This window comes from Spiroplasma endosymbiont of Tiphia femorata, assembly GCF_964020225.1.
Classification (GTDB): Bacteria; Bacillota_I; Bacilli_A; order Mycoplasmatales; family VBWQ01; genus Spiroplasma_E.
Genome location: NZ_OZ026544.1, coordinates 349860 through 366093 on the forward strand (window position 1 = coordinate 349860; position 16234 = coordinate 366093).

The 16234-nt window shown below is 23.9% G+C and carries 15 protein-coding genes; 9 read left to right on the forward strand and 6 right to left on the reverse strand.

The window, feature by feature from the left end:
• Positions 1–12 precede the first annotated feature (12 nt).
• Positions 13–1455 (forward strand): hypothetical protein, encoded by a 1443-nt coding sequence (locus AACK83_RS02115; RefSeq protein WP_338959080.1) that lies wholly within the window; start codon positions 13–15, stop codon positions 1453–1455.
• A 56-nt stretch (positions 1456–1511) separates the two neighbouring features.
• On the opposite strand, the gene AACK83_RS02120 is transcribed toward AACK83_RS02115, so the two are convergent.
• Positions 1512–3122 carry an ABC transporter ATP-binding protein/permease gene (locus tag AACK83_RS02120; protein ID WP_338959083.1) on the reverse strand — a complete coding sequence of 537 codons (1611 nt, stop codon included), beginning with the start codon at positions 3120–3122 and terminating at the stop codon, positions 1512–1514.
• A gap of 339 nt (positions 3123–3461) precedes the next feature.
• On the opposite strand from AACK83_RS02120, the gene ilvA reads away from it, so the two are divergent.
• Complete coding sequence (gene ilvA, locus AACK83_RS02125) at positions 3462–4712, forward strand: threonine ammonia-lyase (protein ID WP_338959085.1); 1251 nt, start codon at positions 3462–3464, stop codon at positions 4710–4712.
• A gap of 106 nt (positions 4713–4818) precedes the next feature.
• Here the strand turns inward: ilvA and rpsT are convergent, their stop codons facing one another.
• Positions 4819–5079 (reverse strand): 30S ribosomal protein S20, encoded by a 261-nt coding sequence (rpsT, locus tag AACK83_RS02130; protein ID WP_338959088.1) that lies wholly within the window; start codon positions 5077–5079, stop codon positions 4819–4821.
• A gap of 212 nt (positions 5080–5291) precedes the next feature.
• On the opposite strand from rpsT, the gene AACK83_RS02135 reads away from it, so the two are divergent.
• Genes AACK83_RS02135 through AACK83_RS02155 form a run of 5 tightly spaced genes read left to right on the forward strand, consistent with a single transcriptional unit; the run spans position 5292 to position 9552 of the window.
• Positions 5292–5573: a hypothetical protein gene (locus AACK83_RS02135; protein ID WP_174480491.1), complete on the forward strand. Its 282-nt coding sequence runs from the start codon at positions 5292–5294 to the stop codon at positions 5571–5573.
• Between the two features lie 21 nt (positions 5574–5594).
• Positions 5595–6203: a hypothetical protein gene (locus AACK83_RS02140; RefSeq protein ID WP_338959091.1), complete on the forward strand. Its 609-nt coding sequence runs from the start codon at positions 5595–5597 to the stop codon at positions 6201–6203.
• A 36-nt stretch (positions 6204–6239) separates the two neighbouring features.
• Positions 6240–7994, forward strand: a complete 1755-nt coding sequence (locus AACK83_RS02145) for a DUF2779 domain-containing protein (RefSeq protein ID WP_338959094.1) — start codon at positions 6240–6242, stop codon at positions 7992–7994.
• Positions 7981–8928, forward strand: coding sequence for a methionyl-tRNA formyltransferase (fmt, locus tag AACK83_RS02150; RefSeq protein ID WP_338959096.1), 948 nt, complete (start codon positions 7981–7983; stop codon positions 8926–8928). Before AACK83_RS02145 ends, fmt begins: the two co-directional genes overlap by 14 nt.
• A gap of 42 nt (positions 8929–8970) precedes the next feature.
• Positions 8971–9552 carry a hypothetical protein gene (locus AACK83_RS02155; RefSeq protein ID WP_338959098.1) on the forward strand — a complete coding sequence of 194 codons (582 nt, stop codon included), beginning with the start codon at positions 8971–8973 and terminating at the stop codon, positions 9550–9552.
• On the opposite strand, the gene AACK83_RS02160 is transcribed toward AACK83_RS02155, so the two are convergent.
• Complete coding sequence (locus AACK83_RS02160) at positions 9553–10362, reverse strand: hypothetical protein (RefSeq protein ID WP_338959100.1); 810 nt, start codon at positions 10360–10362, stop codon at positions 9553–9555.
• Between the two features lie 269 nt (positions 10363–10631).
• Between AACK83_RS02160 and AACK83_RS02165 the strand changes: the two genes are divergently transcribed.
• Positions 10632–10940, forward strand: coding sequence for a hypothetical protein (locus AACK83_RS02165; RefSeq protein WP_338959102.1), 309 nt, complete (start codon positions 10632–10634; stop codon positions 10938–10940).
• An 83-nt stretch (positions 10941–11023) separates the two neighbouring features.
• Here AACK83_RS02165 and AACK83_RS02170 read toward each other — a convergent pair whose 3' ends face one another.
• From AACK83_RS02170 to AACK83_RS02180, 3 genes are all read right to left on the reverse strand, one after another.
• A complete protein-coding gene (locus AACK83_RS02170) occupies positions 11024–11875 on the reverse strand; it encodes a hypothetical protein (RefSeq protein ID WP_338959104.1) in 852 nt (283 codons plus the stop codon).
• 270 nt (positions 11876–12145) lie between these two features.
• Entirely contained in the window at positions 12146–13462 is a 1317-nt protein-coding gene (locus AACK83_RS02175; protein ID WP_338959107.1) for an ETX/MTX2 family pore-forming toxin, read from the reverse strand.
• A gap of 38 nt (positions 13463–13500) precedes the next feature.
• The gene (locus AACK83_RS02180) at positions 13501–14175 is read right to left on the reverse strand and encodes a BspA family leucine-rich repeat surface protein (protein ID WP_338959110.1); all 675 of its coding nucleotides are present in this window, start codon (positions 14173–14175) and stop codon (positions 13501–13503) included.
• A gap of 224 nt (positions 14176–14399) precedes the next feature.
• On the opposite strand from AACK83_RS02180, the gene lepA reads away from it, so the two are divergent.
• Entirely contained in the window at positions 14400–16208 is a 1809-nt protein-coding gene (gene lepA, locus AACK83_RS02185) for a translation elongation factor 4 (RefSeq protein ID WP_422397099.1), read from the forward strand.
• The last annotated feature ends 26 nt before the right edge of the window (positions 16209–16234 follow it).

Consider the following 16234-nt stretch of genomic DNA (forward strand, 5'->3'; position numbering starts at 1 on the left):
GTGATACATATAATGAAAAGTAATAAAAATACTGATGTTACAGAAAAAAAGTTAGTAGAAGAAAATAGTGACATTACATTGGTTAAACCAAAAGTAAAAAGAGTTACAAAGAAAAAAACTGAAAAAGTGTACTCAGAAGAAGATTTAAATGTTGCATTATACTATGAAATATCAAGTACTATATATAACAGTTTAAATAATTTAATTGTTAGAAAATCTATTTTTGCTAATGAAGAACTTTTAAAAATTTTAGAATTACAAATTTCTAATTTATTTTTTCTTGAAAAAGAATTAAAAGATAAAAAGTATGCAATAGAATTTTTGCAGTTAATTTCTAATTTGGTAAATCGTAGTTTGAGTATTACTAAAAGTTCTCCTAAAAATCGTATTGAAATTCTTGAAGAGCGTAACTTATTAATAGTTACAATTACTAATATTTGTAAGACTGTGGAAAAAGAAAGTCTTGAACGAATAAGACAGTTTGATAATAATACTTTTAATGAATTAAATGATCAAATTACTGCATTAAATAATTTTAGTGATGATGCTACTGAGGTTAAGCCAAGTGTTACTCCAAATAATCAGAATGTTGATAATAATGTTGATACAAATCCTAATATTGGTGGCATTGGAAATCTGGGTAATAATTTAAATATTAATAATCTTGATAATAATAGTTTAGCAAATTTAGCGAAGTTAGGTGTATTACCGCAACATCCCGCCACAAATCCTAAATTTTACCCGTATATGAATAAACCAAAATATATTCCACTTTTAAAGAAAATATTATCAGCTTTTTTCTTATTAACAACAGTGCTAGCAATAGCTACTTATATACTAACTTATTTTATAGCAGGTACTTTTCAAATTAAAAATAATAGTACATTACCTGTTTATTATAATTTTGCACAACAATCAAAAACTATAGTTTTCACTATTGTCACAACAATAGTTTTAAATGGAGGCTTTTTATATTCAATTTTAAAACCACCAAAATTAGGTCGTGATTTATATCGAACATCATATTTTTTAATAGTTATTTTAATTTTTTGAATAATTTATACAATTTCAAATTTAATTTATATGACAACAAATGATTCATTATTAAGAACATTTATTTCTTTTTTAGATAAAGGTAATGAAATTAATCCTAATGCTTTACCTTGATTAAAAGGATTAGCAACTTTTAAAGCTTTTCAAATATTAACATATATTACAGCAGCAACAGCAATTTTACCAATTGCTATTATACTAGTTATTGCTATTCTTAATCCAAAAATTGATCGTAATAAAATTATGAGAGCCAATTCGGAATATCAAAATGCTATTAATAATGCTTTAAGTGGTAAACCCTATGAAATCGATCCATCACTTTTTGATGATAGTTTAGATAATGATAATAAAAAAGATACAAAAGATCATAAATTTTGACGTAATAGTGATTTATTTAAATAATAAAATAAAAAAGGACTTTTAGTCCTTTTTTATTTTATTATTTTTAATTATTAGATTTAATATCTTATGCTTGTCAACGTAATTTTGAACTTGCAACTATTGTGTAAATACCAATCAATCCAAGCCGCAACTCCTAGATATATTCCATAAGTTGTTGTAAAAGTAAAACTTGTTCCACTTCAAGCTTGAATAAATGGATCCATAGCGTATTTAAATGGATTAAAGTAAGTTGCGTATTTTAAAACGGGACTACTATTAATTAACTCAGCTGGGAAAAATACCCCACTTAAAAGTGCAACCGGAAAATAAATTACATTTGATGCTGCAACTAAAGCAGTTACTGATTTGAAAATTGAGGCCAATAACATTCCTAAACCCATTGATGAAAAGAAAATTAAGATAATAAATGGGATAGATTCTCCAATAAAATTTGCTGTTACTATATTATTTCACCCATAAGTACCACCAAACATAATTCCAGTTCATAATAAAGATCATAAGAATGTCGCTATCATAAAGAAAAATCCAATTATCATAACTGAAAGAACAAAGAAAATTGGTTTAATATTTGTTGCTCCAATTCGCTTCATTAAAACACTATTTTTAAATTCAACAATTGTTTGTGGAATAATGAAAATTCCTACTGCCATTGGTTGTAACATTGAAATTGAACCAACTAAAGTATGTAAACTTTTTACAGTATCACCTTCCATTTGTTTAAAAGCAAAACCTTCTAAGAACAACATTAGAATTGGAAATAAAACTAAAAAGAAGGGTACAAAAAATCCTCGATAATAATATTTAAACATTAAGTTTATTAATGGTCGACTTTTTTCGGGCATTTTGGCTTTATGAATTCATTTATTTTTTTTCTTATTTTTTTTGATTTCAGCATTTTCTTTTTTTATTTCTTCATATTGTTTTTTTAAATCAGCTTTTTTATTTTTATCAAACATTTTTCATGTAAAGTTATGAACTGAACCATATTTTTTAACAATATCTTTAACATTTCCTGCTTCTTTTATAATTCCATTATGAATGTAAATATACTTTTCACAAAATTCTTCAACTTCGCTCATATTATGAGTAACTAAGATCATTGTCTTATTTTTGTCAATAATATTTTTTCTAAAAAATTCAAAAATTTCTGAACGAACTTCAATATCTAATCCTGTGGAAACTTCATCTAAAATAACTAGATCAGGATCATGAATAACAGCAAGTAAAATATTTAAACGTTGTTGTTGTCCACCCGAAAGTGTTTGAATAAACTTATTTTCAATTCCAAGTAATTGGTATGTCTTCAGTAACTCTAATAGTTCATCTTCTTTCATTGAAATATTAAAAGTATGTAAATAATATTTAATCATATCCATAACAGATATTCCGGCCGGATATCTAGATTCTTGAAATTGTAAACCATTTACTAGATGTTCTTGACGAATTATTTCACCAGATGTTGGTTTACGAATACCACCAATAATTTCACTTAAAGTTGATTTACCACTACCATTTGCACCAATGATTCCAATTCGATCGCCAGGATTAATAGTTAAATTAACTTTATCTAATGCTATTTTATTTTTATATTCCTTTGTTAGATTTAAAATTTCTACTAGTGGCCGAGATTTATCTATTTTTTTCTTATTTTGTTCATTATTTTCCATATATAATACCTCCTGCATTAGATTGTACTATAATTAAGTGTTAAAAAGCAATTATTGAAATTTGTAACAATAAAATAAACAGTATTAATTCTAAATATTTTGGAAAAATATTTTTTAATTTTTGTTTTTCATGTATATATAATATAGATTTGAAAATAGTGATTATGTAGTATAGCAATTTAACATATGCTTTAAATCAACATTTATGAATTCAAATCCCATTTAATTATAAAACCATATACTATTAATGATTACTTTTGTTGTTTTATAAATAAAAGTTATTATATTGTATAATTAATTATATTTGAGAAATTAGATAGAAACTCAGGAGGAACCATTTTGGAAAATTTAGTAAGTGAAGAAGTAATTGAAGAAACGTATTCAAAAATTAAAGATAAAATTAGTAAGACAAGTTTGATAAAAGCAGATAAACTTTCTTCATTTTCTGGTAATAATATATTTTTAAAGTTAGAAAATTTACAAAAAACAGGTAGTTTTAAAATTAGAGGAACTTTAAATAAAATTCTTAATTTATCAAAGGAACAGCAAGCAAAGGGTTTAATTGCTGCTAGTGCTGGTAATCATGCACAAGGAGTTGCTTTAGCAGCTTCAAGTTTAAATTTAGTATCCAAGATAGTTATGCCTTTAACAGCACCACTAGCCAAAATTGCTGCTACTAAAGAATTTGGTGGTGCTAAATGTACTGTTAAACTTTGTGGTAATATGTTTGATGATGCAATGTCTGAAGCATTAAGACTTGAAAAAGAAGAAGGGTTAACGTTAGTTCATCCATATGATGATAATTTTGTTATTGCTGGTCAAGGTACAATTGGTTTAGAAATATATGAGCAAATGAATGCAATGGGTAAAGAAATTGATTATTGTTTAGTTCCAATTGGAGGAGGAGGACTTTTAAGTGGTATTTCAATTTATTTAAAAAGTAAAAATCCAAATATTAAATTTATTGGGATTGAGGCACAAAATGTTGATTCTTATAATCAAGCTTTAAAACAAGGAAAACCATTTAAAATTCAAGGTAAAAGTTCAATTGCTGATGGAATTACTGTTAAACAAACAGGAGAATTAACATTTAATATTTTAAAGAAAAATGTTGATAAAGTTGTTACTGTTAGCGAAGAAGAAATTTCGCAAGCAATGTTATTTTTATTAGAAAAATGTAAAATTGTAACTGAAGGTAGTGGTGCTGTTAGTGTTGCTGCTATTCTTTCTGGTAAATTAGATAAAATCATTGGTAAAGATAAAAATGTTGTTTGTGTAATTAGTGGTGGTAATGTTGATATTACTACATTAGGAACAATTATTAATAGCGCCTTAATTAGTTCACATCGACGAGTTCCTTTTTCAGTTAACGGTAAAATTAATAATAGTACTATTAGCGAAATTATTAATATTATTACTAAAAATGGTGCCTCTATTTATAAAATTCACAGTACATTTGATCGTAATAAATTAGATATTAGTAATTTTAGTATTTTTATAGTTATGGATACATCAGATGAATTTCAAAAAAATAAAATTTTTGCTGAGATTAGAGCATCAAGTTCTAACTTTACATTATTAGCTAAATAGTTTTTAAATTTGGTATTTTATTAAAACAAAAATTTAGTTTAAAAATATCAATTATATTTTAAAAAGAGACACTATTAATAGTGTCTCTTTTTAAAATAAATTATAGTTATTTTGCTTTTGCTAATTTAGTCATAATTTTAGATTTTTGACGAGCAGCTTTATTAATGTGATAAATGTCTTTAACAACAGCTTTATCAATTAAACTACATACTTCATTAACAAGTACTGCAGCATTTTCTGCTTTGTTTTTTATTGATATTTCAGCTTTTTTTAAAGCAGTTTTAACTTTAGATTTATAACTTTTATTAATTTCATTTCTTTTTTGGTTTGTTTTAATTCTTTTAATTTGTGATGCAATGTTAGCCATTTTTTCTCCTTTTTTGTTTTGAACATGTTTTATAGATTAATTACAACAAAAATAATTATAACAAAAATCATAAATGTTGTATAATATTTTTTATTTTTTCAGTATAATTAATGTGTTAGCTTTTTGTTAATAGTATATTTTAATTTTTTTACACTTTTAATGTAAATTATTTGTTTAAAAACTTTAATGATAAATGTAGGTGTGGTAAATAAATGAGTTACTATTTTCGTAACCCTTATCAATTTTCTTACCATAGTATTGGTAGGATTAGAACAAGATTAAAATTGCAAGACTTAAATGATATCCAATTACGTGAATATTGTTTAAAATTGATTAATGAGTCTTATGATATTGAAGAGACAAAAAGTTTTAAATATATTAGAGTAAATAAAACACATCTTTATTTTGTAATTAAAAAAGATGTTAATTTAATTTTAACAATTTCACCGATGAGTCCAACTAAACTATTAGCAGTAATCGAGGAAAATTTATAAATCAAAAAAGAGGAATAAAAAATGGGAAATTTATCTAGTCAATGATGAATGTTAGCGCTTATAGGAGTAGTTTTAATAATTTTTATTTTTACAACAATTTCAGCAAAAAAGAAGAAAAAAGAAGAGAAAAAACAACGTCAAAAAGAAGTAAAAAATATTATTAAATCCTTTATGCGTGATGAATTAAAATTGCAACATAAAACAGTAGAATTTGAACAAGTAGTTTCACGTAGTAGTAAAGAATATCGCTATCGTGATGTTTTTGATGTAATTGTAAAATTATATGATTCTAAGAAAAATGATTTATTTGCAACTAAAGCATTTGAGGTAGAAGGGTTTACTAAACAATTATCAAAGAAAGAATTTGAAACAATTTGAAAAGTAAATTGTGAATTAGATTTAGAAGAAACACTTAAGAAAATTGAAATGTCAAAAAAACGTAGTGGTAAAATTAAAATAAAAAGAAAGACAGCAGAAGAAAAAGCAGCAATTAAAAAAGAAAATGAAGGCGTTAAACTTGCAATTGAAGAAGAACGTTTACAAAATAAAGAAAATAAAAAACGTGCTAAAAATTTAGAAAAACCTAAAATTGCAATTCATGATAAATTTTCTGGATGAAAAGATAAATAAATCTTTATTTTAAAGTAGGCAATTGGGTGATATGTAATGAAAATTTATAAAGATGATTATAAGCATTTCCGTATTTGTCGAAAACTTTCATGATTTTTAAATGCAAAAAATTATGCTTTAGCTAAGCATTTAATTGAAGAGAAAAAGATAATAAATTTTGTTGAACTAACGCATACTAAAACAAGTAGTAAATTTAAATCTAATTTAATTACTATTTCTGATTTAGACGATGATACATTTGAAAATAATTATAATGAAGAAGATGATTCTGAATTTTATCTTGGTGAAACAATTGCAGATGGTATTGAAACTGGGCACTATGCTCAAGAATATTTTAAAGTAAAATATTCTTGTTTTAATTTTGAGTCTGAACTGGGTAGTAATGTTATAGAAATTATTAATAATAAAGAGTATGATGTTTTATTTGAACCAAGATTTGAATATCAGGGTTGTGTTACTAAGTGTGATATTTTAAAGCGAAATAATGATGGTTGGGATTTAATTGAAGTAAAAGCAGTAACTTGAGTTAAAGAAGAACATATGTGAGATTTACTTTATCAGTATGATATTTTAACCAAATGTGGAATTAAAGTAGTTAATACTTATATTATGTATTTAAATAATAATTATGTTAAGAAAGAAAAAATAGATTTAAATGAATTATTTATTGTTAATGGATCAACTTGGCAAAAAAGTCCAAATACTAAAAAAAGTTTTAGTCTTTTTGAATCAATTCAAGATGAAATTTTAAATAATAATTTGAAATTACAATATGAAAATATTAAGAATATTATTAAAATTAGTGATATTGACGAAATAGTTAAATTATTAACTTTACCTTATTGTCATGAAAATAGTAATCAATTTTGTCCTCATATTTTTAAATATTTTTCTATTCATAATACTATTTTTGAATTATATCGTTTAAGAAAAACTAAGAAAGCATTGTGATATTATGAAGAAGATTTCTTAGAAATTAATGATGAAAGATTATTACCATTTTTAACAAAGTCTAATTTACATTTAAGACAATATGATGTAATTAAAAATGGTGAAAAATTAATTGATGGCAATAAATTTGTTGATTTAAAAATTGAATACAAAAAGTACCAATATCCAATTTATATGTATGATTTTGAGACTATGAAATCTGCAATACCTAAGTTTAAAAATAGTAAACCATATCAACAAATTCCTTTTCAATATTCTGTCCATGTGTTATTAGCACCAGATTTTGATTTTAAAACTTATAAATCAATTAAACATTATGAATTTTTAGCAGATGGCAATGATGATCCAAGAGAAATGTTAACAAAAAAATTATGTTATGATTTAATTAATATTCATGGTAAGGGTACGTATGTTGCTTATAATCAATCATTTGAGAAATCTGTTCTTAAAAAATTAGCTTATTATTACCCTCAATATAAAAATAAATTATCATTAATTCATGATGGTACTATTGATTTACAAGATTTTTTTAAAGAATTTAAAATTTATAAAGAACAGTTTTATGGTTCTCTTTCAATTAAAAAAACTTTACCAGCATTTGAACCTTCCTTTTCTTATGAAGGATTAGTTATTAAAAAAGGAGATATGGCATCAGAAGTTTTTCGTAGAAGAGTTGAAAATAACATTAGTTTAACTAATTGAATTCATAATTTTCGTGAAAATATGTTAAAATATTGTGCTCAAGATACTTTAGGTATGGTAGTATTATTCTGACATGTAAAAAATATTATTGAAATGTACAAAGCAAAAATTGAGGGCGAAAATTATGAAAAAATTTAAAATTTTATTTATGGGTTCTTCTTTTTTTTCTGAAAATATTTTAAAAACATTGTTATTAACAATGAAAAATGAAATTGAAATAGTTGGTGTTGTTTGTCAGCCAGATCGTAAAATTGGTCGTAAACAAGAAGTTGTTCCTTTAGCAATTAAACAATTGGCACAAGAATATCAAATTCCTGTTTTCCAACCCGAAAATATTATTGAAAGTTTAAAAGATTTACAATTATTAAATATTGATGTTATTCTTACTTGTGCTTATGGTCAATTTTTACCAAAAGCAATTTTAAATTTACCAAAATATAAATGTTTAAATATTCATGCTTCATTATTACCATCATTGCGTGGTGGTGCCCCTATTCAATGAGCAATTATTAATGGATTACAAACTACTGGTATTACATTAATGAAAATGGTAAGTAAAATGGATGCAGGAGCAATTTATGTTCAAGAACAAGTTTCAATTGGTATTGAGGATACATATACTTCTTTAGTTAATAAGTTGATAACTTTAGCACAAAATATGTTAATAAAATATTTATTAAAAATCATTAATAATGAAATTGAAGAACAAGAACAAGATGAAAATAAAGTAACTTTTGGTTTAAATATTAAAAGAAGTGATGAAAAAATTAATTGAAATCTTTCAGCACAATTAATTTCATGTCATGTTCGTGGATTGTATAATACACCAATTGCTTATACTACGTTGAATGATAATATATACAAAATTCATCAAGTAGCAGTAACTAATGAATTATCAAATGCTCTGCCAGGAACAATTGTTGCAATAAATAAATTAGGTATTATTGTTGCCACTAAAACTAATAACATAGTAATTAAAGTTATTCAACCAGCAGGTAAAAAAGAAATTATAGCAGCTTGTTACTATGGTTCTAAAATTAATCCAATTGCAATTGGTTTTATCTTTAAATAGTAAAAAAATAACTAATATTTTTTGGTAATCTAGGAGGAAAAGATGTATCGTTTTCGCTCAATTAAATATTTAGCAATGACTGGTATTATTACTGGTTTATTAGTAACAATTGGTTATTGTTCAACTTTTCTTTTTGGTTGAGCAATTACTAGTTTATTTGGTGGAAATTCTACTTTGCAATTATTTGATGCTGTTTTTATTCCATTATTGTGCTTTTTTTGAAGGGCCAATGCTGTTATTTGCAGAACCAATTGGGGTGGCATTTTTGATTTAATTAGTGGTGTTAAAATTGTGGTTATTCCTATTACAATTTTTATTAGAATTTTAATGTTTTTTGTTATTAAGTTATTAATTAATAAATATTGATGAAGTACTGTTTATACTTTCTTTTTTGCTGCTATTTTACTATTTATTTACCCATTGTCTTATTTAGTAATTTATCAAGATTATGCTATTACAGTTAATGAATTAATTACTGATAGTATTCAAGCTATCTTTGCTTATTTTGTTGCTATTCCACTTTATTATGCTCTTAGTAAAAATAAAATTAGATCAAATTATAGTTTTTGAAATGATCAAGAATTTGATTATTTAAAAAATAAAAAAATAACTGTTTTAGAATAGTTATTCAAAAGATCATAAAATATTTGGTATTAAATTAATTATTTTTGTGATGAAGAGAGAAAATAATGATTGAATAAAAAGATAAAACAGACATTCTTTATAAGAATAGTTTGTAATAAATTTATTATGCTCTGGGTCATTTCTGAAAGGTATTTTGTTATTTTCTTCAAAATTTATTATTTCATCAATAAGTTTTTTATTTATATCAATATATTTTTTTAGATTATTTAAATTAGAATTATTAATATTGGTTGCAATTAATATTTTTAAATAATCTAAAGTATATTTTCACTTTTTTTCTTTTTTATTTATTATTACTTGATTTATTTTTTTAAGAAATCTTTCATTTATTGAATATAAATTATTGGCATAGTTAATAATTTGTTCATTTTTATCTCCAAATTCTAATTTTCTGATATTAATTTTTTTAGATTTTAAATTATTTAAAAAACTATTAATTTCTATTCATTCATTAAATAATTGTTTTAATGAGTTTCTATTTGAAAGTTTATAGTTTAGTTTTTTATGGTGTTCATCAAGAATCTTTTCTTCTATATATTCTAGCCCTAAATTTTTGTTTAAATTTCTTATATTTTGTGCTGTTCCATCAATTTCTGATTCAATAAAACTTCTTAGATTCATAGTATTTATATTTTGAAAATTTAGTTCATTAAAGAATTTGGAAAATTGATTAATAATAATATTTTCAATTAAATAATCAGAATCAAAATTGTTAATTATTTTTTTTGATTTTTTAAAAATTAATAAAACTTCAAATATATAATCTTCTAATTTATTTAAGTTTAACATTTTGTCACTTCCTAATTTAATTATGAATAATTGACATATAATAAATTATTTTAATTATTAAAAGTAAAAAGATCAATTGATCTTTTTATTTAAATTTGTTTTGTAATGGTATTTAATTGTAAAATAAGTGTATTCTTTACTTATTATCCATTATTTATATCTAATATAGACAATATGGTATAATTTTATAAACTTAATATAAGTTTATACCCATTTACTTAAGTTTTAAGGTAAAGGGTTTTTAATTAAAATAAGGAGAAAAAGGTTTTATGAATAAAAAAATTAAAAAAAGTTTTAAAAAAATATCTAAGTTAAAAAAAGTAATTAAAAATCATATAATCGATCCAACACCATCTGAAACAGTTATTGGAACTACTGTTCTTTCTGCTGCTATTAGTGGTATTATGATTGGAGCTGGTGGTGCGCCTGTTATTGTTCCTGCACTTGCTGGTGGTATTATTGCAGTGGGAACGGTTTCTGCTATTACATATATAGTAGAAAAAATAAATGAATCAGAAAATAATAGTGTTATTGAAGGTAGTAAATCTCAAACAAAGAGATTAACATCAGTAATATAGATAAATTAATATAATGAAATATTATTTTTAATATTTAATTAATAATAAAAAAATGAATATAATAATTATTCATTTTTTTTATTTTAAATAATAGTTAGCGTATATTCACTATTAAATTGAATTTCACCAATTGAAAATTTTACTTTAATAACATCACCTTTTGCAAAATAAGTTCCATCATTTACGGACTTACTTACTTTAACTTTAAAGTGGTCACCTTGTTTCATAAGATCAGCAATTCTTTCTCCTAAAGAATAAATTGGACTTTTTAGATAGTTTGTTAAATCTGTATCAACTAATAATTTTGATTTAGGTTGTCCAATTTTAAATTCTGGAATATCATTAAAGTTATTTAATGATACCTTAGATGTGGTTGGTAATTTAGGTAATACAAGACCATCATTTGGTTTGGATAAAATATTTAATAAATAATTGTCAGATAATTGTTTATTATTTTTTAAAAAAAATATAGTTACTGTACCACCTGTAATTATATAATCTGTATGATCTATTTTTTTATTAATTATTGGTGAGTAAGATTTAACTTTCATCTTAATGGATTGTGTATCACTATGTTTAAAAAGTCTATATTTTCCTTGACCACTAACTGCTTTTAATTTTAAAATATCAACTAAAAAGTTAGCAGCATCAGCAGATTTAGCTTTAGTAGTTTCGCTATCATTTTCTAATAAATTGCTGGCAGTAATATTGTTTAGTTGAATAGAGTTTCATTTTGTTAATTTAGTTATATTATTTTGATAGATATCTAATTTGATTGTTGAATTATTATTTGAATCTAAAAAATTAAAATCTTTTTGTACTTGCATATTCATTTTTAGAATATCATCTGATTGACATGCAATGAGTGAGCCTGTACTAACTGTTGTTAAAATAACTGCTGTCATTAATTTAAATAAAGTTTTTATATTTTTCATATTTTTTCTTTCTCCTTTTAAATCTAGAAAAATTTTAGTTATTTTTAATAATTTAGTAATTAATTAAAAATAATTTTCTGATATAAATTATATATTTTTAGCACTTATTAATGATTTTCATAATAATTTTCTTTTGTTGGTGTTGTTTTAATAATTTTAAAGTTGAATAAAAAAATCTTTAGTGAATAAAAAAATATTTAAAAAAACTGCTCAATTGAGCAGTTTTATTTTAAAAAATGTTATTTTTGAATTAAATATTTTATATAAACTTTAAATTGGTTGTTCTGGATTGACTGTAACATCTAATTCATTAGATTTACCATATAAGGTTAATGGAATAGAATAATATAATTCGTTATTATTAGCATACATTAAACAATTATTAGCAAATTGATTTTTATTTAATTCTGTTAGAAGCTCATAGAAATTATATGTTTGTCAACCTTTATTAACATTATCTTCTCAATAATATAAATTTCCAGAAAAAGTTGAACTCTTATCTAATTTTAAAGTTAGAATATAGTCAGATTTAGTATTATTTAAAAATATATCATAATCTATATTTACCTTTTTATGAGGTAATACATTTATTTTTTGAGATGGATATTTTAATGTTACTGATTCAGAATTTGTATTTGTGGTACTATGGCTAAAGTTAAAATTAAAGGTTGTTTCTTCAAAAGGTATTGATATTTTTTCACTTATACCAACATCATATGTATTAGTAACAGAATAAGTATTTGTTACTTCTTTATCGTATTCTTGTGTACTAAGTTGTTGTTCAAGGTTTGTATTATTTTTAAGTTCTGTTTGTTCAGAAGTTTCAAAGGTCTTAGTTAAATTTATTAATGAAATTTTATCATTTGATAAAATTTCATTATTTTTAATATTAAGTTTCATATTTTCCAATCAATAACCTTTATTTTTCATATGACCCATTACAAGAATATCTAGAAAATTTCATATATTAAAATCAAATTCTTGTCTATAACTTAAAGTAATTTCACCTTTATAGTCACCAGTTCCTTCAATTATAGCACTTGTAGTATTAATAGACCCTTTAATATTAAAATCATTAATAGTTAAAATACTAGCATCATAATTTATGCTTTTGATACCAATTAAAAGTTCCTCTTTGGTTGGAATTAAATTTTTTGCTAAAATTTTAATAAATCCTAGGTTTTGATTTGCTATAAGTAAATTTAAGTCTTTTTTCTCTTGTGTGGTTGTAATATTTATATTTATCGTTTTTTCACCAGTAAAGTTTATAGAAGTACTTAATGCAATTATTTTTATAATTAATTTTCTATTTTTAATATCAGCATCTTGTAGAGGTATATTATTATTTTTACTAATTTTTACATCGCTTAGTTGTAAATTTGAAAATGTTTTTTTTCTTAATTTATTAATTAATTCAACTTTAAAAACTTTTACATTATTATCAAGTGTTGTAATGTCTAAGTTATCAGATAAACCTTTTAAATCTTTTTTATGTACAGGATATACTGCTCCTCCACAAGCAACTAAACTAATACTTGTTGGTGTTGCAACCATTAAAGATAATATAAATCTTAGCAGTTTTCTCATAATTATTTACCACCTTATCTTTTTCTTATTAAATTTTTTTATTGTTTAAATTTTGGTAATTTACTGGGATTATAAATTTTTGAGCCAGTAGCAAAATTACTGTGTTCTATTATTTTTTTTACATTTGATTTTGAAAGGTTTTGATTGAATGATCTTGCATTAAAAAACATTTTATTCATATTTGTTACATTAGAAGTATTTCAATTTGAAATATTTTGATTAAATGTTAAAGCATCAGCAAACATTGAATTCATATTTATTACATTTGATGTATTTCAATCTGCAAGACTTTGATTAAATGCAATGGCATTTTGAAAGATAAGACTTAAATCTGTTACTTTTGAAATGTCTCACTTTGAAATATCTTGATTGAAGACAATAGCATCTCAAAACATATGTTTTAATGATGTTATTTCTGATGGTAATTGATCTGGCACTTTTTGAATTGTTTTTGGCATTTTAACCACTTGAATTTGATTAATAATGTTTTTATAAAATCCAATTTGAACAATTTCTTTGCTATTTATATTTGATAAATCTGTTTCATTAGTTGTTATTTGTTCTCCATCTTTGTCAATGTAAATTGTGTCCTGTTGAGTTTTATTAATTATATGTACATTTTGTTGCCAACTACTATTTAAATTAACATTATTTACATTTCCAACAGTAATTGTAATTGCTAAAATACTTAATGTTGTTAATATTTTTTTCATATTATTAACAACCCCCCTCCTTTTATTTTTTGTTATTATAATTTTACATGATTTTAAAAACTAGTTATTTATGTATATATCTTTTCATATATTGTTAAGTGATAGTTTAATATATTTATAACATTATCTGCAACTTTCGATTTAATTTTATTTAAACTTTGGTATACTAAAACATAGTAAATAGTTTATAAGCAAAAGATAGGTGAATAAATAATATTATGAGTATCGATAAAAAATACATTAGAAATTTTTCAATTATTGCCCATATTGATCATGGTAAATCAACTTTGGCTGATCGTATTTTAGAATTAACTAATGCTGTTTCAAAAAGGGAAATGAAAAATCAATTGTTAGATTCACTAGATTTAGAACGTGAACGTGGCATTACAATTAAACTAAATAGTGTACAACTTAAATATCAATCATTAGATGGTCATACTTATTTGCTTCACTTAATTGATACTCCAGGTCATGTTGACTTTACTTATGAAGTATCGCGTAGTTTAGCAGCATGTGAAGGTGCCATTTTAGTAGTTGATGCTGCTCAGGGTATTGAAGCACAAACTTTAGCAAATGTATATTTAGCATTAGATAATGATTTAGAAATTATTCCTGTTATTAATAAAATAGATTTACCAAGTGCTGAACCAGAAAAAGTTAAGGAAGAAATTGAAAAAGTATTGGGTTTACCTGCTGATTATGCGCCTTTAATTTCTGCAAAAACAGGTATTAATATTCGCGATGTTTTAGAAGCAGTTATTAAATATATTCCTTATCCAATTGATGCTGATGATAATGAACCATTGCGTGCTTTAATTTTTGATTCATTATATGATAAATATCGTGGAGTGATGGCATTTATTAGAATTAAAACTGGTGTAATTAAAGTTGGCGATAAAGTAAGAATGATGTCAACTGGTGCCGAATATGAAATTACTGAATTAGGAGTACGCACACCAAAAGAAGAAAAGAGAGAAATGTTAACAGCTGGTGAAGTTGGTTGAATTAGTGGTGCAATTAAAATAATTAGTGATATTCATGTTGGTGATACGATTACTAGTGTTATTAATCCTGCTGATGAACCATTACCGGGTTATAAAACTTTAAAACCAATGGTTTATTGTGGTTTATATCCAATTGATACTAATAAATATCAAGAATTAAAGGATGCATTATATAAAATTCAATTATCGGATGCCTCATTAATTTTTACTGCTGAAACATCACAAGCATTAGGTTTTGGTTTTCGTTGTGGTTTTTTAGGGTTATTACATATGGATGTTATTCAAGAACGTTTAGAGCGTGAATATAATTTAGTTTTAATTTCAACAGCTCCTTCTGTAATTTATGAAGTAAATTTAACTAATGGTGAAAAGTTAATAATTGATAATCCAGCAAAATGACCAACTGTGCAGACAATTAAAAGTGTAGAAGAACCATTTGTGCAAGTAACAATAATGACACCAGAACAATATGTTGGTGCATTGATGCAATTATGTCAGGATAAACGCGGAACTTATTTAGATTTAAAATATGCTGATAATTTACGAAGAACTCTTATTTATAATATGCCACTGAATGAAATTGTCATTGATTTTTTTGATAAATTAAAATCAATATCAAAAGGTTATGCTTCATTAGATTATGAATTAATTGGTTATCAGGAAAGTAAATTAGTGAAAATGGATATTTTATTAGCAGGTAATATTGTTGATGCATTATCTGTTATTGTTCATAAGGATTTTGCTTATGATCGTGGGCGTGTTTTATGTGAAAAATTAAAAAAATTAATTCCAAAACAAAATTTTGAAGTTGCTATTCAGGCTGCTATTAATAATAAAATTATTGCTCGTCAAACTGTGCAAGCAGTTAGAAAAGATGTTATTGCTAAATGTTATGGTGGTGATATTACAAGAAAAAGAAAACTTTTAGAAAAACAAAAAGAAGGAAAGAAAAAAATGAAATCGATTGGTAATGTTGAATTACCACCAGAAGCATTTCGTGCTGTTTTAAAAATAGATGAAGAAAATTAATAAAAAAGTTATAAATATTTGCTTTG